Source organism: Ruoffia tabacinasalis (assembly GCF_042652985.1).
Classification (GTDB): Bacteria; Bacillota; Bacilli; order Lactobacillales; family Aerococcaceae; genus Ruoffia; species Ruoffia tabacinasalis.
Genome location: NZ_JBHSHQ010000037.1, coordinates 1 through 23,530 on the forward strand (window position 1 = coordinate 1; position 23,530 = coordinate 23,530).

General features: G+C 35.4%; 24 protein-coding genes and 1 rRNA gene. 4 read left to right on the forward strand and 21 right to left on the reverse strand.

The features are described from left to right. From ACFO5Y_RS06275 to ACFO5Y_RS06290, 4 genes are all read right to left on the reverse strand, one after another. Positions 1–155, reverse strand: a 16S ribosomal RNA gene (locus ACFO5Y_RS06275); the annotation flags it as partial. A gap of 965 nt (positions 156–1,120) precedes the next feature. Further along, positions 1,121–2,464: a glucose-6-phosphate isomerase gene (locus ACFO5Y_RS06280; protein ID WP_197104752.1), complete on the reverse strand. Its 1,344-nt coding sequence runs from the start codon at positions 2,462–2,464 to the stop codon at positions 1,121–1,123. Then, positions 2,464–2,877 carry a CvfD/Ygs/GSP13 family RNA-binding post-transcriptional regulator gene (locus ACFO5Y_RS06285; protein ID WP_197104753.1) on the reverse strand — a complete coding sequence of 138 codons (414 nt, stop codon included), beginning with the start codon at positions 2,875–2,877 and terminating at the stop codon, positions 2,464–2,466. Before ACFO5Y_RS06285 ends, ACFO5Y_RS06280 begins: the two co-directional genes overlap by 1 nt. A gap of 29 nt (positions 2,878–2,906) precedes the next feature. Further along, the gene (locus ACFO5Y_RS06290; RefSeq protein ID WP_197104754.1) at positions 2,907–3,494 is read right to left on the reverse strand and encodes a peptidylprolyl isomerase; all 588 of its coding nucleotides are present in this window, start codon (positions 3,492–3,494) and stop codon (positions 2,907–2,909) included. A 194-nt stretch (positions 3,495–3,688) separates the two neighbouring features. On the opposite strand from ACFO5Y_RS06290, the gene ACFO5Y_RS06295 reads away from it, so the two are divergent. The 3 genes from ACFO5Y_RS06295 to ACFO5Y_RS06305 are packed head-to-tail and all read left to right on the forward strand — an operon-like array spanning position 3,689 to position 5,796. After that, positions 3,689–4,195 carry a divergent PAP2 family protein gene (locus ACFO5Y_RS06295; RefSeq protein WP_138405355.1) on the forward strand — a complete coding sequence of 169 codons (507 nt, stop codon included), beginning with the start codon at positions 3,689–3,691 and terminating at the stop codon, positions 4,193–4,195. Positions 4,196–4,216: 21 nt separating this feature from the next. Beyond that, positions 4,217–5,221 carry an NAD(P)/FAD-dependent oxidoreductase gene (locus ACFO5Y_RS06300; protein WP_197104755.1) on the forward strand — a complete coding sequence of 335 codons (1,005 nt, stop codon included), beginning with the start codon at positions 4,217–4,219 and terminating at the stop codon, positions 5,219–5,221. 11 nt (positions 5,222–5,232) lie between these two features. Beyond that, the gene (locus ACFO5Y_RS06305) at positions 5,233–5,796 is read left to right on the forward strand and encodes a phosphatidylglycerophosphatase A family protein (protein ID WP_197104756.1); all 564 of its coding nucleotides are present in this window, start codon (positions 5,233–5,235) and stop codon (positions 5,794–5,796) included. Between the two features lie 35 nt (positions 5,797–5,831). Here the strand turns inward: ACFO5Y_RS06305 and ACFO5Y_RS06310 are convergent, their stop codons facing one another. The 5 genes from ACFO5Y_RS06310 to ACFO5Y_RS06330 form a co-directional block, all read right to left on the reverse strand. Then, positions 5,832–6,455, reverse strand: a complete 624-nt coding sequence (locus ACFO5Y_RS06310) for a TIGR01906 family membrane protein (protein ID WP_197104757.1) — start codon at positions 6,453–6,455, stop codon at positions 5,832–5,834. Beyond that, entirely contained in the window at positions 6,455–7,228 is a 774-nt protein-coding gene (locus ACFO5Y_RS06315) for a TIGR01457 family HAD-type hydrolase (protein WP_197104758.1), read from the reverse strand. Before ACFO5Y_RS06315 ends, ACFO5Y_RS06310 begins: the two co-directional genes overlap by 1 nt. After that, positions 7,225–7,887 (reverse strand): YutD family protein, encoded by a 663-nt coding sequence (locus ACFO5Y_RS06320; protein WP_197104759.1) that lies wholly within the window; start codon positions 7,885–7,887, stop codon positions 7,225–7,227. Before ACFO5Y_RS06320 ends, ACFO5Y_RS06315 begins: the two co-directional genes overlap by 4 nt. A 1-nt stretch (position 7,888) precedes the next feature. Next, complete coding sequence (locus ACFO5Y_RS06325; protein ID WP_197104760.1) at positions 7,889–9,277, reverse strand: bifunctional metallophosphatase/5'-nucleotidase; 1,389 nt, start codon at positions 9,275–9,277, stop codon at positions 7,889–7,891. A gap of 98 nt (positions 9,278–9,375) precedes the next feature. Beyond that, positions 9,376–10,008, reverse strand: a complete 633-nt coding sequence (locus tag ACFO5Y_RS06330) for a hypothetical protein (RefSeq protein WP_197104761.1) — start codon at positions 10,006–10,008, stop codon at positions 9,376–9,378. A gap of 173 nt (positions 10,009–10,181) precedes the next feature. Here ACFO5Y_RS06330 and ACFO5Y_RS06335 point away from each other — a divergent pair, with 173 nt between their 5' ends. Further along, positions 10,182–11,030, forward strand: a complete 849-nt coding sequence (locus tag ACFO5Y_RS06335; RefSeq protein ID WP_197104762.1) for a DegV family protein — start codon at positions 10,182–10,184, stop codon at positions 11,028–11,030. Between the two features lie 45 nt (positions 11,031–11,075). Here the strand turns inward: ACFO5Y_RS06335 and ACFO5Y_RS06340 are convergent, their stop codons facing one another. From ACFO5Y_RS06340 to typA, 12 genes are all read right to left on the reverse strand, one after another. Then, positions 11,076–12,218 (reverse strand): alpha/beta fold hydrolase, encoded by a 1,143-nt coding sequence (locus tag ACFO5Y_RS06340; protein WP_197104763.1) that lies wholly within the window; start codon positions 12,216–12,218, stop codon positions 11,076–11,078. After that, on the reverse strand, positions 12,219–13,004 hold the full coding sequence (locus tag ACFO5Y_RS06345) for a hypothetical protein (RefSeq protein ID WP_197104764.1): 786 nt from the start codon (positions 13,002–13,004) through the stop codon (positions 12,219–12,221). A gap of 104 nt (positions 13,005–13,108) precedes the next feature. Beyond that, positions 13,109–13,996, reverse strand: coding sequence for a polysaccharide deacetylase family protein (locus tag ACFO5Y_RS06350; protein WP_197104765.1), 888 nt, complete (start codon positions 13,994–13,996; stop codon positions 13,109–13,111). 132 nt (positions 13,997–14,128) lie between these two features. After that, on the reverse strand, positions 14,129–14,695 hold the full coding sequence (locus ACFO5Y_RS06355) for a GNAT family N-acetyltransferase (RefSeq protein ID WP_197104766.1): 567 nt from the start codon (positions 14,693–14,695) through the stop codon (positions 14,129–14,131). 158 nt (positions 14,696–14,853) lie between these two features. Continuing rightward, on the reverse strand, positions 14,854–17,199 hold the full coding sequence (locus tag ACFO5Y_RS06360) for a DNA internalization-related competence protein ComEC/Rec2 (protein ID WP_197104767.1): 2,346 nt from the start codon (positions 17,197–17,199) through the stop codon (positions 14,854–14,856). Further along, complete coding sequence (locus ACFO5Y_RS06365; RefSeq protein WP_197104768.1) at positions 17,196–17,936, reverse strand: helix-hairpin-helix domain-containing protein; 741 nt, start codon at positions 17,934–17,936, stop codon at positions 17,196–17,198. Before ACFO5Y_RS06365 ends, ACFO5Y_RS06360 begins: the two co-directional genes overlap by 4 nt. A gap of 114 nt (positions 17,937–18,050) precedes the next feature. Continuing rightward, the gene (coaD, locus tag ACFO5Y_RS06370) at positions 18,051–18,548 is read right to left on the reverse strand and encodes a pantetheine-phosphate adenylyltransferase (protein ID WP_231606907.1); all 498 of its coding nucleotides are present in this window, start codon (positions 18,546–18,548) and stop codon (positions 18,051–18,053) included. Further along, positions 18,541–19,113 carry a 16S rRNA (guanine(966)-N(2))-methyltransferase RsmD gene (gene rsmD, locus ACFO5Y_RS06375; protein WP_197104769.1) on the reverse strand — a complete coding sequence of 191 codons (573 nt, stop codon included), beginning with the start codon at positions 19,111–19,113 and terminating at the stop codon, positions 18,541–18,543. The genes coaD and rsmD overlap by 8 nt, the downstream gene beginning before the upstream one ends. A gap of 13 nt (positions 19,114–19,126) precedes the next feature. Continuing rightward, complete coding sequence (locus ACFO5Y_RS06380; protein ID WP_197104770.1) at positions 19,127–19,483, reverse strand: YlbG family protein; 357 nt, start codon at positions 19,481–19,483, stop codon at positions 19,127–19,129. 1 nt (position 19,484) lies between these two features. Then, positions 19,485–20,747 (reverse strand): FtsW/RodA/SpoVE family cell cycle protein, encoded by a 1,263-nt coding sequence (locus tag ACFO5Y_RS06385; protein ID WP_197104771.1) that lies wholly within the window; start codon positions 20,745–20,747, stop codon positions 19,485–19,487. 228 nt (positions 20,748–20,975) lie between these two features. Next, entirely contained in the window at positions 20,976–21,578 is a 603-nt protein-coding gene (locus ACFO5Y_RS06390; protein ID WP_197104772.1) for a superoxide dismutase, read from the reverse strand. Positions 21,579–21,681: 103 nt separating this feature from the next. Then, positions 21,682–23,514 (reverse strand): translational GTPase TypA, encoded by a 1,833-nt coding sequence (typA, locus tag ACFO5Y_RS06395; protein WP_138404035.1) that lies wholly within the window; start codon positions 23,512–23,514, stop codon positions 21,682–21,684. Positions 23,515–23,530 lie beyond the last annotated feature (16 nt).

A 23,530-nucleotide genomic window follows, 5' to 3' on the forward strand; every position in this document is an offset into this window, starting at 1 on the left:
ATGGTTATCCCCCGCTGAAGGGTAGGTTTCCCACGTGTTACTCACCCGTGCGCCACTCACGTCAAGAGAATAAGTTCTCTGTCAGTGCGTTCGACTTGCATGTATTAGGCACGCCGCCAGCGTTCGTCCTGAGCCAGGATCAAACTCTCATAATTGATTGTTTGAGCTTTTGCTCATTACTATTCTAGCTTTGTTGACCTTTTTTAAACTGGTGGTCGTCCAGCGAAATTGTTTGGTTGTTCTGTTCCGTAGAACAGATCCCCTTACACATTTGGTGTGTTTATCTTTGTTCAGTTTTCAATGAGCTTTCGTTGTCGCTTTGTTGAACAACAACTTTTATAGTATATCACGTTCGTGAAGTGGATGTCAACACTTTTTTTAAAAGTATTTTCTCAACTTCATTTCGAAGTGATGTCGTTTGTTTTAACAACTTTTATAGAATATCACGGTTGTGACTCGAAGTCAACAACTTATTTGAAGATTTTAAATATTTTTTAAATTCATTTAACACTTCGTTGTGATGTTGTCGCTATTTGACGACTTACATATCTTATCATGCGGGCTATATTGTGTCAACAATATTTTTCACTTTTTTATCAGCGTTGCCTCGTTTAAAGGTTGTCGCAAATGACAACTTTTATATCCTATCATGCTTTGCACATTCTGTAAAGCATTTTTTGAAACAAATTTATAACTCGCTTCAAAAGTTGTAAGCGCTACACATGCTGTAGTAGCAACTTATGTTATAGTATCATCGACGAATCATTTCGTCAATACTTTTTTCGTTTTTTGTAAACTTTATGTAAATTCTATGTAAACTTACTAAGTTATCGCCAGACATTGTTACAACGTCCTGTGACGGCAAGAAATAATATACCACTAACTTGTGGTAGTAGTCAATATATTTTTGTAATTTCTTTTATTTTATTATTTAGTTTTGCTTTATTATTTAGTTTTGCTTTATTATTGTTTCGCTTTATGTTTTTTCCATTATATAGAGATATTTTAATTATTACACAATCCGTTTCCTTCTATATAATGTCACTTAAAACACAAAAAGGATTGAAGGCAACTTAAAGTAGCCTTCAATCCTATTTGTTTCTATATATTTATTCTAAGGTTATAGTCGTTCGTTTAACTCTTTAGCTAGGTCTTCGAATCCTGGTTTACCTAATAAAGCAAACATATTACGTTTGTAGTCTTCTACTCCTGGTTGATCAAATGGATTAACGCCATTTAAGTATCCTGAGATTCCTACCGCTTTTTCAAAGAAGTAGATTAAGTGTCCTAAAGATTTTTCATCCATAGCTGGAATTGTTACTAATAGGTTCGGTACATTACCGTCCGTATGAGCTAATAACGTTCCTTCAAACGCCTTAGTGTTAACAAAGTCAATTGTTTTTCCTTCTAAGTAACCTAAACCATCTAGATCTTCCTCAGCTTTTGGAATATCGATATCATGTCTTGGTGTTTCAACTTTTAATACCGTTTCAAAGATATTTCTTTGTCCATCTTGGATTGTTTGTCCAATAGAGTGTAAATCTGTTGAGAAGTTTGCACTTGCTGGGTAAATGCCTTTTTGGTCTTTACCTTCAGATTCACCAAATAATTGTTTCCACCATTCAGAGAAGTATTGCATACCTGGTTCATAGTTAGCCAGAATTTCAATATCTTTTCCTTTTTTATAGAAGAAGTTACGAATTGCTGCGTATTGGTAAGCACTGTTCTCCATAACATCTGGATTACTGTACTCTTCCATTGCTTCGCGTGCACCTTCCATTAAAGCATCAATATCTCCACCTGCGACTGCAATCGGTAATAGACCTACAGCAGTTAATACAGTAAAGCGTCCTCCAATACCGTCAGGAATAACAAATGTTTCATATCCTTCAGCATTTGCTTCTGATTTTAGAGCGCCTCTCTCTTTATCTGTTGTTGCATAGATGCGTTTAACTGCTTCTTCGTGACCGTATTTCTTATCTAATAATTCTTTAAATACACGGAATGCGATTGAAGGTTCAGTTGTAGTACCTGATTTAGAAATAATATTAACCGAGAAGTCACGGTCTCCTACTAAATCAACTAGATCATGTAAATAAGTCGAACTAATACTATTACCAGCAAAGATAACTTGAGGTGTTCCTTTTTGCCCTGCTTTAATATTGTAGAATGAATCGTTTAGGAATTCGATTGCTGCTTTCGCTCCTAAGTATGATCCACCAATACCAATTACAATAAGAATATCTGAATCTGCTTTAATTTTTTCTGAAGCTGCTTTGATGCGTGCATACTCATCTTTGTCGTATGTTTCTGGCCAATCGATCCAGTCCAAGAAGTCATTTCCTGTACCCGTTTTATCATGAAGTTGATTATGAGCCAATTCAATATATGGTTTAATCTGAGTTAATTCATGTTCTTTAAAGAATGATAAAGCTTTTGTATAATCAAATTTTAAATTTGTCATTAATATCTCTCCTCATTTTTTCCTAGAATATTAGTTTGATCTTCTTCGATTTGTCTTAAACCATCTTCAATAATTTTAGGCATATTGCGCCCTAATGTCTTGAATCCAATCTTAGGTAAGTATCTTTTAGGATACTTCTTTGATTTTGAAGGAAACGATGGTGTGTTTAGATGTTGCAACGCTCTAAAAGACAAACTAATTTTCCGAGTATATTCATCAATATCAATAATCTTGACTTTAACTTTGTCGCCAATATTAATAAAATCATCTAACTCTGATACATAACCGTGTTTACATTCTGATATATGCACTAATCCTTGTTCTGTATCCGATAATTTAACAAAGACACCATAATTCTGAATACCGGTTACTTCTCCTTGGATTACATCCCCAATTCTAAATTCTTTTGTCAATGTATATCCACCCTTTACTTTATAGTAGGCTACTCATTAACAGTAACGCTCGTAATAACAACATCTTCTACGGGCTTGTCTTGGGCACCAGTTTCTTGAGCTTGAATGTCTAAGACTACGTCCATACCATTAACTACATGTCCAAATACAGTATGACGGTGGTCTAACCAAGGTGTTCCACCTTTTGATTCATAAGCTTCAATAATTTCTTCTGGGAATCCAGCTTCTTTTAATTGTCCTAGCATTTGTGCTGGTACATTTGGAGCTGTAACGATGAAAAATTGACTTCCATTTGTGTTTGGTCCAGCATTAGCCATTGATAAAGCACCATATAAGTTAAATACTTCAGCAGAAAATTCATCTTCGAAAGCATCTCCATAGATACTCTCTCCACCCATACCTGTTCCTGTTGGGTCTCCACCTTGAATCATGAAGTCTTTAATAATACGGTGGAAGATAATTCCGTCGTAATACCCTTTTTTAGATAATTCTTTAAAGTTTTCTACTGTCTTTGGAGCTACCTCCGGGAATAGAGCTAAATCAATATCACCCTTGTTCGTATGTAATGTAATATCAACATTTAGTTCTTCTGTGTTTAATTGTGGAAATTTTGTCAAAATAATTCACTCCTCCTTATATTTTCTATATACATTATATACTAATCCACTTTGTTATGTTTAACAAATGTTTTAATAGTTATATCAAATAATTTTTGATATTATTGAAGGAGAGTTATAAAAGATTATATTTCAAAAGATACTTAGGCATCTAGTTTAATTTATATTAAAAAAATAAGAAGGTTGGTTTATTTATGAATTTCCCTTTAATTGCGTCATTGGTTTCAATATTATTTGCACAGCTGATTAAATATCCTATAGCTTATTTAACCAATCGAAAAAGTGCAAAATTAAATTTAATCACTTCTACAGGTGGTATGCCCAGTTCTCACTCGGCTGCAGTTAGTAGTTTAACGACGGCTTTGATTTTAGAATATGGTTTTAATTCACCATATGTAGCCATATCGACAGTATTTGCAGTCATTATTATGTTCGATTCGATGGGTGTCCGTCGACAAAGTGGTGAACAAGGTATTGTCTTAGATATATTAGCCCGAAAACATTTAGCTGAGATCGATTATATATCTGATGACATAAGCTATGATGAAGTTGAGGATAATCCTTTGATTTTAAGTTACGATATTGATGATTATGAAAGAATGATTATTAACCGTTATCTTGGCCATAAACCGAGTGAAGTCATTGTTGGTACTTTAACTGGTGGTTTTGTTGCCATTTTTCTACGTTTAGTTTTATTATAATATTATAGAAAGTGTGATACTTTGAGTTTTGAAGAGTCCTTGTTTGATATAACAATTGTTGGCGGAGGGCCCGTCGGTTTATTTACAGCGTTTTACGCAGGTTTACGAAATGCGAAAACGAAGATTATTGAAAGTCTAGAGTCCTTAGGTGGACAACCTGCCCATCTTTATGCTGAGAAGAATATTTATGATATTCCCGGTTACCCTGCAATTAAAGGCGATGAATTAGAAAGAAACCTTATTCAACAAATTTCTCGCTTTGATATTTCAATTCAATTGGGAGAAGAAGTTTTAAATGTAAATAAAAAGATGACTGAGGATGGCGTTGAATATTTTGAAATTATTACCAGTGAACAGATTCATTATTCACGTACCATTATTTTAGCGATAGGTAATGGTGCCTTTTCTCCTAGAAAATTAAAATTACCAGAAATTGAGAAATACGAAGACAGTAATCTACATTACTACGTTAATAACATCGAACAATTTACCGGAAGAACGGTAGCAATCTGTGGTGGTGGCGATTCTGCGGTTGATTGGGCATTAGCCTTAGAACCGCTAGCAAATAAAGTTTATTTAATTCATCGTCGTGATAAATTCCGAGCTGTTGAAAGTAGCGTGAAACAATTAGATAGTTCATCCGTTGAATTATTAACGCCTTATATCCCAGAATCCGTCCAAGGTGACGATAGTCGCATTCAATCAATTAATTTGAAGAAAGCAAAATCAGATGAGATAATTACTTTGGATGTGGATAACCTTATTGTCAGTTACGGTTTTACATCAAGTATTGGCGAAATTAGAAATTGGGGATTCAATCTCAATCGAAATACAATTGAAGTCAATGCTCAATACGAAACGAATATACCCGGCATCTATGCTGTTGGTGATATTGCCAACTATGAAGGCAAAGTAAGAATTATTGCGACAGGCTTTGGTGAGGCACCCCAAGCAGTGAATGATGCCCTATTAAAAATTGATCCAACAAACGTTAACCCACCAATTCACAGCTCAGATTTATTCTAAGGAGAGATACTATGACAAAAAATGAACAATTTATTAAACAAAGTCGTCTAGAAGATCAAGCTCACTACTTATTAAAAGAGCGTGGCGTTAAATTAGAGTCAATTGCAGAAATTGTCTATGATTTACAAAAAGACTACATTGATGATTTAACTTTAGACTATTGTTTAGAAAATATTATTGCGGTGATGAAGAAACGTGAAGTTCAAAATGCAGTCATCACAGGTATTGAAATTGATATCGCAGCGGAGAGACAACAGTTCTCACCTGTCTTAAATGATTTACTGATGCGAGACGAAGGATTATATGGCATTGACGAAGTATTAGTCTTATCTATCGTTAATGTTTATGGTTCAATTGGTCTAACCAACTTTGGTTATGTTGATAAATTAAAACCTGGTATTATAGGTGAGTTAAACGATAGTAAAGATGAACATTGCAATACGTTCATTGATGATATCGTCGGAGCACTTGCTGCAGCAGCTGCAAGTCGAATCGCCCATTCTCAACCACAAACAGATGAGGTGAATTTTAATACTACTCCTGAAGAGTCTTATGAAGATTCACATGAAAATTAAGAAAAAGTGATGAGCCCGAGGGCACATCACTTTTTTTATTTATTCCAATATACAATTTTTCGAATAGCTAAGATAATTAATTCATAAACTAATAAAGCAAGAATAAATAATATCATGAAAAATTCCTGAGGTAATACAGTTATAACCGGATCTTCCAAGGGATTGAACAGCCATAAATCATTATTAAATAACAATTGATGAAAAAGTATAAATACTTGATCAAATGCTACGACAATGAAAAATAATAAAATCAATGGAAAGGCTAATTTAAACGTAAAATGTGGTGCCATAACTAATTGCCAATTCCGTTTCTTAATGTATGAAATGGCCCAGATCGTTAATAAGAATAAAATTGTTAAGATGACAAAATTAATAAAGAATAATACCTTCACTTCTTCAAAGTGCTGTGCCCCACCTTCTGACATACTAAAGTAAGGCATATTTAAATCATGGACTGTTGGATTCACTAAGTAACTTAACATAGTATCATAATTTTCAAGCAATTGTGCTTGGGTTAAACCTGAGATATCTGTTAAATTAAACCAACCAATACATAATCTGTATAAAAAAGGTGATATAAAGATGACAGCTGTAATTGATGAGCAGATAGCAAATAAAAGGATGACAAGACTGCTTACTATTCGTTTTAGTATATCCATTATGCATGCTTCCATTCTGAAAGTGATTCAATGATATAAGTTGGTTGCTTTTGAATCATTTCTAAGTCTTCTCTTACAGTGACACCTGTTAAAACTAACAACGTATCCATATCCATATTCATTCCAGCCATAATATCTGTATCGTAGTTATCTCCAATCATTAAAACCTTGCTTTTATCAATCCCAAGTTGCTTAAGTGCCCCTTCCATAATTGGATTATTAGGCTTACCGATAATAATCGGTTCTTTTCTCGTCGCAAATTGTATAAAGGCAGTAATAGCACCCGAACTTGGATTCATTCCAGTTTCAGTTGGTATTAATCGGTCCGTATTTGTCACCACGTATTCAGCTCCAGCAAGAATTGCTTGAACAGCGACAGTTAACTGGTCGTAAGTAACATCACGTTTTAAGCCTTGGACAACAACATCAATCGGCTTATTCGTATCAACTGTAAAATTTCTCTCAAGCATTTGCTCTTTTAAAGCTGCTTCGCCTAACACATAAACATTTGCTCCTGGATGATGTAATTCAATATAATCCCCTAAAGCAATAATTGAAGTATAAACATGAGAAGAATCAATTGGAATATCGTAGTAAGAATTTAAATTATGAACGATTTCCTCAACCGTCTTTGTTGCATTATTTGTCACTAATTTAAAAGGGAACCCCTCATTAAGTAAATGACGAATAAATACCTCAGCTTCTGGAATTCGTTCTTTCCCACGATAGGTCGTCCCATCTAAATCGACTAAATAACCTTCATACTTTGTCATTTCTTGTTTGTCACCTTCTTAATTACGAATTTTTTATCATTAGCCACTTTTTCACTGACTTTCTCAGTGACTTTTTTTGGTTTGTTTACTTCACCTTTAGTTTGATTCTTTTTAAAGGTTTTTTTACGACCGGTATTTTTAGGCTTAAAGCTAGTATCTTCGGCTTTTTCTTTGTCCGTCGTTGTAGTTACATGAGGTGTTTTAGGTCTTTGCTTTTTCGGTTTTCTCGAAACTTTCTTATGTTTGGTTTCGCGTTTCTCTAATTGATTATACTTCTCTACAGCTTCAGCCTTACCTAAGACAAAGTAAGCCGCACCAAAATTACAATACTCTTTAATATAGTCATCTAAGAAATCAATTTGTTGATCGCGTGGCACTTTGCGTCTTCCTAACTGATAAAATCCTCTTAGACGTAACTGGTCATGCCCCCAGTCTCCAACAATAAAATCAAACTTTTCAAAGAATGGTTGATAACGATTCGTAAAGGCTTCTTGTTCAAACCCTTCTCGGTAATTCTCTAACAAGCGGTATTCTTGTGTGCTAATTTGAATTGTTTCTTCATCGATAACATAAATTTGTTTATCTTCGACTTCTTCACCTTGAATAATGTCATCTAATATAGATTCAAGTTGATTTGTCATGGTTTTTTTATTACTCAAATCACTTGCCTCCTTCTATTGGGTATGTTTTTTCTAAATAATTTCGAACGGTATGTCTTAAAAAATCTGGGAAAATTAACTTTGGATCCCCATAATCACTTATCGTTGGGAAAAATGGTAAGAACCAAATATGATCCACCGTCACAAACTGATAATGTCTGTCATCAATGATTGCTTCTCCATTCACTTCCCACTGAAGCTTCAGCTCATCATAAGCAATGCCTTTAAAAATAAGTTCTCCAAATATCTTACCACGGAAACCAAGCCCATTGATTAATTTGTATCTTAAATCATCCGCTTGTTGGCTCATCTCAGCTAACATTTCCTTTAAATGCACCCCACTCATTTCCACTATGGCTAAATGCATTGGATGAGGTAGTGCTTCATGTAGGTGATGTTCAGTAATGAGTCCCCTAGGTAAATCACTTAGAAATAAACCGGAACTTAATACAGCATTCTCTACCCCGGTTGCTTCAGTAATCGCATTGAGTGCCATTTGAATAAAGGAATTGCCTCCCGTTGTTTGAAGTGCTTGAAAAGTTTCAGGGATGTCAGCAACCCAACGTTCTTCAAGTTGTTTTGTTCCTTCTTGCTTATAATAGTCCGATTCTTTGGGTAGATTATATCTTTGACTCAATTGATGAATGGAGAGAACTTCTGCAGACATCTGCCAAGTATCTGTTGCTTGGTCAAAATACAAGTCGATTGAGCCGACAAAATTTCCGTATTTTCCAGCTGCGCAAAGAAAGCTTTGATTCTCCCACTCACCTTCAATAAGAACATGATGGGTATGTGCTCCAATGATTAATTGGATTTCTGGAAAAAGATTCGCAATATAGCGATCAGTTTCTAGACCTAGATGTGATAGCAAAATAATTAAATCCGTGTCTTCTTGATTTATAAGTTGAAGGGTATCTTGTAAGCTATCAATTGGATTCTCAATGGTATATCCGTTTAAGTGATAGGTTTCATATGGCGCTGTTAACCCAATAAAAGCGACTTTCATATCGTCAATCTCTTTGTATACGATATTTTCAGCGTACGAAGGAACTTCTTTCGTATCTTTATCAAATAAATTCGCTATCGTTACGGAATAATCTGCTCGATCATACAAGTCGCTTAAGCGTTCTTTGGAAAAGTTTAAACCCTCGTTATTCCCAAGTGTAACGACATCATAATTAGCTTCATTGAACAAATCAACGATGACCTTCCCATATGTTGCTTCAACCAAAGGGTGTACGGAGTCCATAGCATCACCCACATCAATGGTAAGAAGTGCCTCACCTTTAACTGATGCCAAGGACTGGTTCTCTTCTATAAACTTCGATATTAAGGGCCAATGACCTAAATGTCCGTGTAAGTCATTGGTATGTAGTATTTTTAGACGCAATGTGTACACCTCTTTCATTATACATTCCTTATAGATTATAATACAAAAAAAGACCGAACTTCAATCCCTAGGGAATGGAAGTTCGGAAATATCCTAAACTAAGCTAAGACGGGCGTCAAAGTTCCTAAGAAAATAAAGGCTACAACTAAAACAAGAGCCAATATTAAAACATAAACTAACCATTTTTCCGGTAGTTTTGGAATAGGATACTTAACTACAAAACTTGCACCAATAATAATATAAGCAACAGCTAGTACATATTGGAATATATTCATTGGTATCACATAACCTAACAGTGAAATAATCGGAATGAAAATCGCACTTGCTTCTAAAGGTAGACCTTGTGTCTTCCCATCGAATTGTTCTCCTTGAAATTCAATCGCTTGGTTAAAATGCGCAAGTCGAATGATAACAGCTAAAATATATAATGCTGCGACGATGACCGATAATACCGATCCTAAAGATAAAGAAATTAATAATGACGCTGGTAGCAATGCATAAACAACGGATTTACTTAAGACATCAAATTCCAAATCAAAGGAAATTTGAGCATCTTCTCGCTCAAACATCGCTGTGAAACGGTAACTAAAGATATAACCGACCGAAGCGATAATCAATGAGATAATTGTATATTGAGATTCTCCAATCATTGAAAACCCAACACCGACCGCACCAAAGAACAAACTAAACAGTGTTAGTGCATTGGATTGATTAATTTTACCTAAGAACATTTGACACACCCTTTCATACTATTTGTAATCGTTATTATTATTGTACCTATTTATCGCCTCTTTTACAATTGATACATAATTTTTCGTCAATAATGCTTGTCTTCATCGCTTAGAATTGAAATGACAAGATAGTTACTATATACTTATTATAATGCATACATGAGGTGATTAATGTGAAAAAATGGAAAATAGTTGTCGACTCAGGGTCGTCAATTCGTGAAATAGAAACAACAAATCAAAACGTCGCTTTGGAAGTCGTTCCATTAATGATAAATGTCGGTAATGAGGTATTTGTAGATAGTGCAGACCTAGATATTGCGAACTTCTTGTCAGAACTAAAAGATACAAAACAAAAAACATCAAGTGCGTGTCCTTCTCCAGAAGTCTATGCGAATCGATTCGAAGGTGCTGAGAACGTTATCTGCTTTACGATCTCTTCTCAAATTTCAGGTAGTTACAATAGTGCTTCTTTAGGAAAAGACATTGCATTAGAGAGAAATCCTGACGCAAACATTCATATCTTTGACAGTCGCTCAGCTGGTTCAGAAATGGACTTATTGGCTAAAAAAGCTTTTGAATTAGCGGAAACTGATGCTGAATTTGATGACATTGTAAAAGAATTGAATGCTTACCATGAAAATCTAGATATCGCATTCTTACTAGAATCTGTAGATAACTTAGTTAATAATGGTCGTGTGTCTAAGATTTTAGGGCAAATGATTGGTTTATTAGGTATTCGCTTAATTGGTAATCGTACTCCAGAAGGGACGATTCAACTCGCTCATAAATCAAAAGGTCAAAAGAGAGCTTTAAAAACTTTAATTAATGAACTAAAATCTAAAGGCTATAACGGTGGAGAAATTGAAGCGTCTCACGTACTTAACCCGGATATTGCCAAAGCTTTTGAAGAAGAAATCCTAAAAGAATATCCTAATGCTAAGATTACTACGCGTGTAACGAGTGCACTATGTAGTTATTATGCAGAGCATAACGGTATGATCGTTGGTTTCGAAACAAATTAATATAAAAAACAGCGACAATTAAAAAATTATTGCTGTTTTTTTATTTTAACTATATTGATTTAAAAAATAACTAATTAAGCTAAAGTATGGTTTAGTTATCTCATCTTGTTCTTGGTAAAGACAGTGCCCAGCATTGTCTACCGCTATAAGCTCAACTTGAGGTAAGTAGGTAGCTGCAGTAAAAATGCCATCTCCTCGAACGACTTTATCTTCTATTGAACGAAATACTAATAATGGTGTTTCAATATTCTTTAATACAGATTCATCCACTGTCTTATTCACCTGCTCTAATGATGTCGCCAACCAATTATACGTTCCCCCAGAAGTTGGATGGGCTACAGATTCCAAACGCATATCAAAGGCATACTTCTCTCTTTGCTGACTATGTGTTAAGTCTGGATTCGGAATATATTTAGATGCATTTGTCGATGCTTCAATAATTTCATTGCTCCCTTGAGCGGGAATCGGCTTATGCCCTAAGTTCAATAAGCCAGCTCCACTCGCTACTGCATGAGCTAAAGATCTAGGATATGGATATGTATCGACACTAAACATTGGTGAGGAAAGTACCGCTGCTTTAATTAGATTCGGATATTTCTTTATTAATCCTGTACTAACTGCCCCACCCATTGAATGAGCAAATAAATAAAAGTGCTCGTTCAATTCATAGGTCTCTTTAATACTTTCAATCACTTCTTTTAAATCTTCAATATAGTAATCAAAATGTTGAATATCAATTAAAGAATTACGAGTTTCTACTCTTGAAGAGCCATGCCCCCTCGCATCATAAATAAGCACATTATAATCGAGCTGCAATAAATAATACACGACTTCATAATACTTCTCTTTATACTCATTAAAACCATGAACAATAAAAACTGTCGGACGACTGCTATTTTTTAAATAAAATAAATATGATAAAGCAACATCTCCCACCGGTATTTCACCGGCATGTTCAAATTGCTCAATATATGGACGAGCGATAATGTTCATCTCTCGTTCATAATGTTCTTCGTCAATCCAAGCTAAGTTTTGTTGTAATGGCATATCTAATTCTGTTAAATTAACTTCTGCTTGGTAACTTTGTTTGCGCGTATGTTTTAGTCGATAAGCAAAATCATAAGCAAGTAAACCTAAAGTTCCTTTAAAAAGACCTTTCAATAAAGTAGATGTAAAACTCTTCTTCAATTAAATTCCTCCTTCAGTATCTAAAACTAATGAAACAACTAGTCTTACATATGGTACTTCATCGACACTATAATCTGTCGGTGATGCGTAAATCGAAACATATTGGCTTTGATAAATATCGTAATTAGATAATGACACTGCATCAGCATACACATCGAATAAATAATCGGCTAATATCTTTTCATTCTCCCAAGTTGTCAGATGAACATCCCCTGCGGATATATAGAGTTCATATAAATTCTCGCCTAAGCGGTACTCTGCATCCGAAACATTTGGAAAATGTGCTCTAAAATCAGCCCCATCAGCCGTTATTGAGCTTAAATAATGATACTCCCCCATCTCTTCCACTCGTCTTAAGACGCCTTCTTCAAGATGTTCCCCAAATTGAATTTTCTCCCAACCTTTTGTAACCCTCATGTGATTCATTTGTCTTAAAAATGCATCATTCAATGCACGATTATCTAACGCTGCATTAAATTGATCGGCAGATTGTTTAGCAATCGCATAATTATCATCTAGTAGGATCTCTTCATGGATTTGATAAGGAACTTGATTTCCTGGTTGGGCGTATTCTGAAATATATTCAGAAATACCTTCGTCATTTTCAACGTTGTTGGGTAATTTCATTACCTCTCTCACAATGAGATTAAATGATTCGTTTGCACTTAACGATTCATCATTCAAAGTCGCTTGTATAAAATTGTGGTTATGATAATAACCTAATAATACAAAAAATATAATAAAACTCAATTTAAAGTAAAAACTCTTTGGAAATTTATTTGTCATGATTCTCTCCTATCATTCAACTAACACCTATAATATCAGAACCGTAAGTAAAACAAAAAAGATTTAAACTAGATTAACATCTAATTTAAATCTTTTAGTCCTACTTATAAAGGTTCCGTACTATTCTCTTGGTGCTGAATCAAATACGGGTCAACGATATGATAGCCCAACTCACGGTAACCATCAATCATTGTTGGTAAAGCTTCTAACGTCCACGAACGGTCATGCATTAAAATGTTTGCCCCAGGACGGATATACATATTATCTAAGGATACGGCTGCTAATTCTGGACCAGATAAATACTCATCCATCCAATCATAACCAAATGACCATGTCATTAATTGTAAACCTAACTCATTACAAATTAAGATAGTATCCATATTAAACAAACCGAAAGGTGGTCTAAACCAACGAACAGGTGCGCCAGTAATCTCTTCAACCATTTGATTTGTTGCAACAATCTCATTGTATTGTTCTTCATATGTTAATTCGCGTAAATTAGGGTGAGTATGTGTATGGTTTCCAATTTCAAAGCCCATATCATGCACTTGTTTGGTAATCTCTCTGCCCCACTCCGACTCTAAATACATACCGTTAACTAGGAAAATGGCGTTAACATCTTTTTCTTTCATTACTTGAGCCATCTCAATAGCATAGCTATCTGGTTCTTGAGGCGCATCATCAAAAGTAAATAATAAAACATCTTCAGATGAATTTTCATCTAATGGGAAGATTTCTGACGAAATATCTGGATCTGCATGAATATAGTAGGCATATCCTTCTTCATTAGGTTGAGCATAGTTCCCATAATCTGTCCAAGCTGCACGGACATTATCAGATTTAACGATATTATAATCTGTTGGCACCGCTTCTTCTGTAATCTCAATTTGTGGAATATCTTCGGGAATCTCTTCAGCCTGTACCCAAGAATGTGTTGGCATATTACCAAGCAATACTGTACCTAATAGTACCTTTAAAAAGACCTTCTGCATCGACATACTTCCTCCTGTTAGTTGTATCATTATTTTATAAACGCAATATCAACGATATTTATGTCATATAATCCCATTTTACAATAACTTTTATAAGTTTAAAAGCAGATATTATAAACAATCTAGGTAATTTTAATACACAGAGAATGATAAACTCTCTGTTGGCAAGGCTTCTGATTGCAATGGCTCTGCAGTTAGTTTTTTACCAAACCATTTAACATCATGCCATTGGCCGAATTTGTAGCCTGCCTGAGGGAACGTACTAAGCAATTGGAAGCCGTTCTTTTCATGGAAGCGAATGCTTCGTTCATTCGTTGCTACAATATTCGCAATGATTTGAGTCATACCTAGAGCAGTTAATGTTCTTTCTAAAGCTGTGAATAGTGATTGACCGACACCGCGAATCGGGGCATCTTCAGCTACATAAATACTTAACGCACACGTATTAACTAGATTCAGCATAAATGAAATTTCACTCACATAAACAAAACCAACGACGGCTCCTTCGTATTCTGCTACTAAAAAAGGTAGATGACTTTGAGCTTCGATAATCAATTGTTCATAATACGAAAGGGTCCCTACTGTTTCCTCTAAGTTAAAGACTGTATTTAATATATAGGGTGTGTAAATTTGTTGTATTTGCTTCGCATCGTCGACCTGTGCGGGACGAATTGTTAATTGTTGTGACTGAAATTTCATATAAACCTCCTTGTATACTTTTTCAAAACAAAATAATTATAGCTAATAATTCAAAATAAGCAATCACTTTTTGTCACTTTTATTGTAAAGTTTATTTAAATTTCCGGCCCCTCTTAAAACGGTGATATGACGGTCTTTGTTTGCATTGAAATCCCCCCTTATTTCTTAATAACTGTCCGTATTTGATAACCCTTTAATGGGTGATATGTTAGTTGAACAGCACCGACTTTTTCAGTACTTAAATAAGGGATGCTGTACTGATTAAGCAAATCCGTCACCTCGGTATGGGGATGACCGTATTGATTATCTAACCCAGCAGAAATAAAGGAGAGAGATGGTTGAGTATGTGTCAATAATTCTTCAGAAGTACTTGTGTCACTCCCGTGATGCGCTACTTTTAAAATATCCGCTCGGATTTCTGGATAGGTGGCTAAGATTTTTGTTTCTATTCGCTTAGTCACATCCCCTAAAGATAATACCGCGAGTCCTTCTATATCAATTTGGGTAATCAATGAAGAGTCATTGGATTCACTTTGCGAATATTTAATATCAGAGAGCGCTGGGCTATACAATGTCAGTGGAACGGTTGGATGCTTATAGCTTTGACCCATGTCTAAACTCACAACAGTATTCACTTTAACTTCAGCTGAAATCTCTTCCCAAATATCACTCTCCAAAGTATAATTACTTACCCATAATTCTTGAATATTGATCGCTTGAGACAAAGCTTGTAAGTTCCCAATGTGATCAATATCGGGATGGGTAATAATGACTCCATCTAATTGATTCACACCTAGGGCTTTTAAAGCGGGGATTAAATTCCACTCTGCATAACTATGGTCGATATTCGACCCTTCCACCGGCTCCCACAATCGCTTACCACCGGTATCAATTAACCAATTCCCTTGTTGATGACCTAATTGAAATAACATCGCATCCCCTTGCCCCACATCAATCATCGTTAATTTAACCGTTGGGTCCAAATATGGTACCCCAAACAAAATAATTAAATACATCAACAAGAAGACACCATAACTTAAAAATGGGCGAACATGAATGCAAGCAATAAAAAATAACGCGACAAGTATAAGTAAATAAAAAATTACTGGCGCCTGTTTCCCGACAATCAAATTAAAGGAATGAAATACGTCAGATTGACTTAACAGTTCATTAAAGAAGATGACACCTCTATCTAACCATGCACTCAATGTTTCTAACCCCGGTAAAGAAAATACAATCCATAAAGTCGTTAAAAAGACGAGCGGCATAATCAGATGATTAAAAACGACTGTAAACAAAATAACTACTAATATTTGAATCACATTCCATTCAAAAGATGTCTGCATTATAATTGGCCAGGACAATAACAAGCAGGCAAAAGTCATTTCTATACTTTGAATGGCACTATGTTTACTTGGAGAGGCTTGGTTATAACTCATGACAACAAAAGTCATCACAAAACTTAAAGTATAGCCTAGTGACAAGACATTTAATGGGTTAAAACAAATGAATAAAATCCCCACGATGGCAAGGCTATCTAAAGAAGCGATAGGTAAATGATACTTTGTTTTTAAAGAACTTAAGCTACTCATGGATAAGACACGGATGACCCCAATCGGCCAACCGACTAACCACGTGTAAAGCCATAACAAAACCGTAATTAACATCTTTGCATACTCAATCGGCATGCCTAACCTGAGCAATACATTGTTTAGTAAGCGTCTAATGAAATATATATGAAAACCAGATATCGCAAAAAAGTGTGCAACGCCTAAAGCAGTAAAGTTATCTTTGTAATGCCGGTAAGTATCAGAGTCAATATTGAAAAGTAGCTTATTATAAATCGCAATCCACTCATGATGGTTTAGCTTAATAAAGGGTTCCAATAACGTATACCTGAATGTATCTAATTTGCCAACAAATGATGTGTCCGGTTTTAATTGATATATATTAGTAATTTCAAATTCCCAGGCGATGTTTTGGCTAGCTAAGTAAGCTTTATAATCGAATACATCAAAGTTTCTTGCTTCATCCAGCTTTTCAAACTTTCCTTCAACGTACCAAACAGTTGATTCTTCACGTAAGCTTTGAAATTGAGGGTCGTCATCTTCTAACCACTGAATAAAGTTTACTTTTAATTCGATTTTCTCAGATTGATGAACGACTTGAACCTTACCCTCACCACGGACTGATTCCTCATCACTTTTTACATCAAAAGGATTCGTATATAAAATGGCTCGCATTTCTTGCGACTCTATGGGTAAATGCTCGAGATTTTGAAACAGAGTTGCTTGAAACCTAGCATATCCAATAACAAAAACAGTCATGACAGAAACGGTTATCAATGTCTTCAGATTACTCAAAGTGATTATTCTTAAGGCAATGACGATAACAGGTAATATCAGCCAAAGGTTAAAGTTATAAAAAGCCTGTAAAACGACATAAATAAATAGAAAAATAAATGGCCATTCATATTGAATGTTTTGTAAATACTTATTAATCATGGCGAAACCGTAATGAGGTCTTTTAGGTTCTCGAATGTCTTCTCACCTATACCTGAAACAGCCATAATATCTTCTACAACACTAAAGCTTCCATTCTCTTCTCTAAATTGAATGATTGCGGCAGCCTTTTTTGGTCCAATATTCGGGAGAGTCATCAACTCATCTACAGTGGCTGAATTTATATTTACAACACCAGATACATTGTCATTAAATGAATCAGGTCCTTCAGTATAAAGTGGTTCAACCATTCCTAAATTCGGTGTCGCCTCTGCCTGTTCCAAATCTGAATAGCTATAAATGTACAACAACATCTGATCTTCAAGTAGTTTCGCTTGGTTTAACGTTTCAGTGGCGGCTTCTTCCGTTAAGCCTCCTGCCATTTCTATCACATCATAAACTCTACTACCTATAGGCAAGGCGTACATATCTGGTTTGGCTACCGCTCCTTTAATATCGACATAAACCACTAGTTGTTCATTGTCTTCAGCCTGTTCATCTGTCTGTTGTTCTATCCCCGGTATTGCTGCTAAATCTGTATTAACTTCTGGCTCTTGGGTGGATTCCTCCGATTGAGTTGATCCACTTTCGAACAGTTTGACATAATCGGTTGACGATTGTCGGTTTGGTAAGATGGCGGATAATAAGACGATAACTAACACCGTCAGTATTAATATCTTAAAAATATTCTGTTGAATATGAGTCACGATTGTCTTAAAGGTCACATTTTGAAAATTCATATTATTCCTCCTAAAAATTTGTCTATATATATATACAAAAAAAAAGCCGATTTTCATTTTTTAAAATGAAAATCGACCAAATTATTTTTTTAGTGACCTAATTAATGTGACTATTTACTTAGAATTAATTTTTTCATGCATGGCTTCTTCAACATTTGGTGGAACCATGTCACTAATGTCCCCATCGAAAAAGGCGATTTCTTTAATAATTGTCGAACTTAAGTAACGATATTGATCGGCTGCATATAATATCATCGTCTCTAGGCCTTCCACTTGACGCGCATTCGCAGAAGCGATGGCGTACTCGTAATCCACATCCGTTGTGTTACGCAAACCTCTAATAAGTGCAGTCGCTTGTTTTTCTTCGTAATAATGAGCAATTAGCCCATCCTTTAAAGTATCTACAGTCACGTTATCAATATGCTTCACGCTGTCTTCTACTAATTTAATGCGCTCATCAACCGTAAATAATGTTTTCTTATTTGTATTGATTGCGATAACGACAATGACTTCATCGAACAATTTACTACTACGTTCGATTAAATTTAAATGCCCTTTTGTTAAGGGGTCAAACGTTCCAGCAAAGATACCAATCTTTGGTTTATTACTCAACACTATTCTCCTCACCTTCGTAAATATGAATGCGGGTTGCACCATAATCTTTTACTTTTACTAACTCATAACCTTCAATCCTATCTGGAAGGATTACATCTGAATCTGTTTCGCAGACAATTGTCGTTTGGTTATTAATCATCTCTAATTCCCAGAGCCATTGAATATCTTTTTCAATTTGTTGTTTATGATATGAAGGATCTAGAAAGAGTAGTTTAAATGGCTCAGTCATTTGACTGCTTGCGTAATTTCGTAAACTCTTATGATTGTCACCCTTTAATAAAGTGAATCGTTCTTCCTCTTTAGTCATCTTAAGGTTTTCGTTGATTGTTTCGATGGCTGGTCTGTGTTTTTCACAAAGAACGGCAGAATCCATGCCTCTAGAAACAGCTTCGATGGCTAAAGCCCCACTTCCCGCATATAAATCTAAACAAATACCACCGTCAAAGTACCCACCAATTAAATTAAACATGCTTTCTTTAATTTTATCTGTTGTTGGGCGTGTATTTTGACCTGGGACTGCTTTTAGTCGTCTACTTCCATAATTTCCTGATATTACTCGCATATACTACCACCAATTATCCATTATTCATTTTTTTGTTGCGAAGTGATTCTGCAATTGACTCGATTAATGATTCTTCTTCATCCTGTACAGAAAAAGGACCAGATAAAGAATTGTCTGATGAGTGTTCAATCGCATTTGCAAATGTCATGTCAATGTCGTCTCGATATGAGTACTCGACTTCTCTGACGAAATAATAGTCATTCACTATTCTCTCAACTTTTTCTGCATCTTTTTTATTCACGTACATGATCGCGTACTTCATCTTACGACTATAGTAATGAATGTAGCCATGCTTTCTTAATTCTTTAATCTGCTTTGTTGAATATAGCCAAATAATAAGCGCTTGTCTTTCAATCATATTAAATTCCATATTACTCCCCTTTCTGTTTAGAATAAACTAAGTTGATATTTGGTTCTTTACCTTCTTCAACAATCATTCTTAAAGCCAGTCCAATCGCACTTAGCATTGCAATCATACTTGTCCCCCCATAACTTATAAATGGTAACGTGACCCCAGTTAATGGCAGTATACTCACGACCCCTCCGATGTTAATCACAGTTTGTACGAGAAGTAAAGATGCAACACCTATTAGAACTGATTTGCGGTATAACTCTGTACTTGCTGCAGCGCGTTGGTAAATGATTACGATGAGGCTAAATAATAAGCCTACCACGACTAACACACCAATTAAGCCAAGTTCTTCAGCGATATTTGCCAATATATAATCGGATTCAATGACCGGTAAAGCCCCTTGCTTCGATACACCTTCGCCTAATCCCATTCCAAACCAACCGCCCCGACTAAATGCCATTAGGCCTTGGATAATCTGGTAACCTGAATCGGATGAATATCTGAATGGATCAATGAATGATGCAATCCGTTCAAACATATGGAAATCTTTCGAAACTAACCAATCTCCAAATTGCCGTCCAATGATCGTCAGTAATAAATAACCGACAAATACAACACTATAGGCGATAACATTCCACTTTAAAGACCCTTTAGTTAACAGGAAGATAAGTCCAAGAGTTGCAGTTAGGATAATCAACATTCCTAAATCGGGTTGTAATAAAATCAGAAACCAAGAAATTACTAATGATGCTATGGCTGCATTATTCACGTTTATCCAGTTAGGCAATTTACGTTTTGTAAGGATAACTTCCCTATCATAGTACTTGATTAGCCAACTAATCACTAGAATCCCAATGACTTTAACGAACTCACTTGGCTGAAAACTAACTCCGAGTACAAGAAACCAACTGGTTGCCCCCCAAACACTTTCTTGAGTAGCTAAAGTATATCCCAATAATACAATTAAAATGGTCATCATTAATAGAATGAGCCTGATATTTTTAAACAATTCAAAAGGTACGACGAGCATTATACCGATGATGGTAACACCAATGACCACCGAAAGACTTTGTGTTGTGATCGCGCTAATTGGATTACCATACATTGTCGCACTAAAGACTGAAATCAAACCAATCACCACTAATAAAGTTGTAATTAATACGATAGATTTGTCAATCAATCTAAAATTCTTTGTCATCTCTTTTTTAGAAAAAAAACCTTTTAATGACTTTTTAAGCCTCATACTTTTTGAAGCATCATGATGTTCCTCATTGTTTGCCATCAAACGCCTCCTCATGCATAGATAATTACACTCAGTATACCACTTCAAAAAGTGTATTGAAAAGTGTAAGGTTTTTCATATAAGCTATTATAACATGTATCGCTTAATTAAAAATGACAATTTATTGAATAGTCAAATGACTCACTTGCTATTAAAATTCTAACTTACTAGCAAAAAAATAGTGTCACTGAGACTTCTCTCACTGACACTATCCATTTAAAGTTTAGATTATGCGTTTAAACGTTCTGCAACTTTCGACCAGTTAACAACTTTCCAGAAAGCTGATAAGTATTCTGGACGACGGTTTTGGTAGTTTAAGTAGTAAGCATGTTCCCATACATCTACACCTAATAATGGTTTCTTACCATCTGTAATGGGGTTATCTTGGTTTGGAGTTCCAACAACTTCTAATGTTCCGTTGTTATCAACTAGCCATGCCCAACCAGATCCAAATTGACCTGCACCTGCAGCTTCAAATTTTTCTTTAAATGCATCTACTGATCCGAATGCATCTTCTAATTTTTTAGCTAATTCAGCAGGAACCTCATTATTATCTGAAGGTGCTTGTAATGATTCCCAGAATAATGAGTGGTTTAAGTGTCCTCCACCGTTATTACGTACAGCTGTACGTTTTTCTTCTGGAATATCGTTTAAGTTTGCAACAACATCTTCGATTGCTTTATCAGCAAACTCAGTTCCTTCCAATGCATCATTTAATTTCGTTACATATCCATTGTGGTGTTTGCCGTGATGGATTTCCATTGTTTCCTTATCGATAACTGGTTCTAAAGCATCACTTGCATATGGTAAATGTGGTAAAGTAAAAGCCATAATTAAATTCCTCCTATATATTTCTTATGATATATCCATAATATCATGCTAGTAATGAATAACAAAATAAAACGCTCACAGAAAGTGAGCGTTTTGAGAAATATTATTTTTTATCTTTTTTAGATGCTTTTTCACGAGCACTTTTATCTAAGATTTGTTTACGTAAACGAATACTTTCTGGTGTTATTTCACAGTACTCATCTTCGTCCATAAATTGTATTGACTCTTCTAATGTTAAAACTTTAGGTTGTTTAATAACATTTGTTTGGTCTTTATTCGCTGAACGTACGTTTGTTTGTTGTTTCGCTTTAGTGATGTTAACTGTTAAGTCATTCTCACGGTTATGTTCACCGATAATCATTCCTCCATAAACTTCCGTTCCTGGAGTGATGAAGATTTGTCCACGTTCTTCGATGTTCATAATACTGTAAGTTGTCGCTTGACCTGAGTCTAACGATACTAAGGCACCGTTACGACGACGACCAATTGATCCACCTACAGCTGGTCTATACTCATCAAAAGTATGGTTCATAATTCCGTAACCACGTGTTAATGACATAAATTCTGTTGCGAATCCAATTAATCCACGCGCTGGAACTAAGAAGATCAGACGAACTTGTCCGTTACCTGGGTTAATCATATCAGCCATTTCAGCTTTTCTTGTACCTAAAGCTTCAATAATTGATCCCATATATTCTTCAGGAGTATCAATTTGTAATCTTTCAAATGGCTCACTTGCTACACCGTCAATCTCACGAATAATAACTTCTGGTCTTGATACTTGGAATTCGTATCCTTCACGTCTCATATTCTCAATTAAGATTGATAAATGTAGTTCCCCACGTCCTGATACAGTAAAGGCATCAGGTGAATCTGTAGGTTCTACGTTTAAAGAAACGTCGGTTTGTAGTTCACGTGATAATCTATCTTCTAGATTACGCGCTGTGACATATTTACCTTCTCTACCTGCAAATGGTGAGTTGTTCGTTAAGAACTTCATTTGTAATGTTGGCTCATCCACATGTAATAGTGGCATTGCAATTGGATCAGTACTACTTGATACTGTTTCCCCAACGAAGATATCATCCATACCTGATAAAGCGATTAAATCTCCACCAATGGCTTCGTTAATTTCAACTCTGTTTAAGCCGAAGAAACCGAACATTTTTGATACACGGAAGTTTTTAGTGCTTCCATCTGTCTTCATTAATGTCACGCTATCTCCTACTTTGATTGTTCCTTGGAACACTCGACCAATACCGATACGTCCAACGTAATCACTATAATCTAACATTGACACTTGGAATTGTAGAGGCTCGTCACGATTATCTGCAGGTGCAGGGACGTGTTCTAATACTGCATCAAAGATAGCATCCATATTATCATCTTGATCTGCTGGATCACTTGATGTACTTGAAGTTCCGTTTAATGCAGAAGCATATACAACTGGGAATTCAATTTGATCATCATCGGCACCTAGCTCGATGAATAATTCTAAAACTTCATCCACGACTTCTTCAGGTCTTGCTGATGGTTTATCAATTTTATTTACAACAACAACTGGAACTAATCCTTCATCTAAAGCACGTTTTAATACGAAACGTGTTTGTGGCATAGTTCCTTCATAGGCATCGACAACTAATACAACACCGTCGACCATCTTCATAATACGCTCTACTTCTCCACCGAAGTCCGCGTGTCCTGGTGTATCCATGATATTTACGCGAGTCCCTTTATAATCTACCGCTGTATTTTTAGCTAAGATTGTGATTCCACGTTCTCTTTCAATATCATTGTTGTCCATCGCACGATCGTCAAGTTGTGTATGTCCATCTAAAGTGTCCGATTGTATTAACAGTTCATTAACCAACGATGTTTTACCGTGGTCAACGTGAGCGATTATTGCGATGTTTCTTATATCATTACGTAATTCCATTATTTTATTCAATCCT

Bases quoted from the DNA above. Each gene is read 5' to 3' on its own strand.
- ACFO5Y_RS06365 (WP_197104768.1), bottom strand. From the start codon at position 17,936: ATGAATTTTCAAAATGTGACCTTTAAGACAATCGTGACTCATATTCAA.
- ACFO5Y_RS06385 (WP_197104771.1), bottom strand. From the start codon at position 20,747: ATGGCAAACAATGAGGAACATCATGATGCTTCAAAAAGTATGAGGCTT.
- ACFO5Y_RS06315 (WP_197104758.1), bottom strand. From the start codon at position 7,228: ATGACAAAGTATGAAGGTTATTTAGTCGATTTAGATGGGACGACCTAT.
- ACFO5Y_RS06390 (WP_197104772.1), bottom strand. From the start codon at position 21,578: ATGGCTTTTACTTTACCACATTTACCATATGCAAGTGATGCTTTAGAA.
- ACFO5Y_RS06280 (WP_197104752.1), bottom strand. From the start codon at position 2,464: ATGACAAATTTAAAATTTGATTATACAAAAGCTTTATCATTCTTTAAA.
- ACFO5Y_RS06310 (WP_197104757.1), bottom strand. From the start codon at position 6,455: ATGGATATACTAAAACGAATAGTAAGCAGTCTTGTCATCCTTTTATTT.
- ACFO5Y_RS06330 (WP_197104761.1), bottom strand. From the start codon at position 10,008: ATGTTCTTAGGTAAAATTAATCAATCCAATGCACTAACACTGTTTAGT.
- ACFO5Y_RS06305 (WP_197104756.1), top strand. From the start codon at position 5,233: ATGACAAAAAATGAACAATTTATTAAACAAAGTCGTCTAGAAGATCAA.
- ACFO5Y_RS06295 (WP_138405355.1), top strand. From the start codon at position 3,689: ATGAATTTCCCTTTAATTGCGTCATTGGTTTCAATATTATTTGCACAG.
- typA (WP_138404035.1), bottom strand. From the start codon at position 23,514: ATGGAATTACGTAATGATATAAGAAACATCGCAATAATCGCTCACGTT.
- ACFO5Y_RS06350 (WP_197104765.1), bottom strand. From the start codon at position 13,996: ATGCAGAAGGTCTTTTTAAAGGTACTATTAGGTACAGTATTGCTTGGT.
- rsmD (WP_197104769.1), bottom strand. From the start codon at position 19,113: ATGCGAGTAATATCAGGAAATTATGGAAGTAGACGACTAAAAGCAGTC.
- ACFO5Y_RS06380 (WP_197104770.1), bottom strand. From the start codon at position 19,483: ATGGAATTTAATATGATTGAAAGACAAGCGCTTATTATTTGGCTATAT.
- ACFO5Y_RS06345 (WP_197104764.1), bottom strand. From the start codon at position 13,004: ATGACAAATAAATTTCCAAAGAGTTTTTACTTTAAATTGAGTTTTATT.
- ACFO5Y_RS06360 (WP_197104767.1), bottom strand. From the start codon at position 17,199: ATGATTAATAAGTATTTACAAAACATTCAATATGAATGGCCATTTATT.
- ACFO5Y_RS06355 (WP_197104766.1), bottom strand. From the start codon at position 14,695: ATGAAATTTCAGTCACAACAATTAACAATTCGTCCCGCACAGGTCGAC.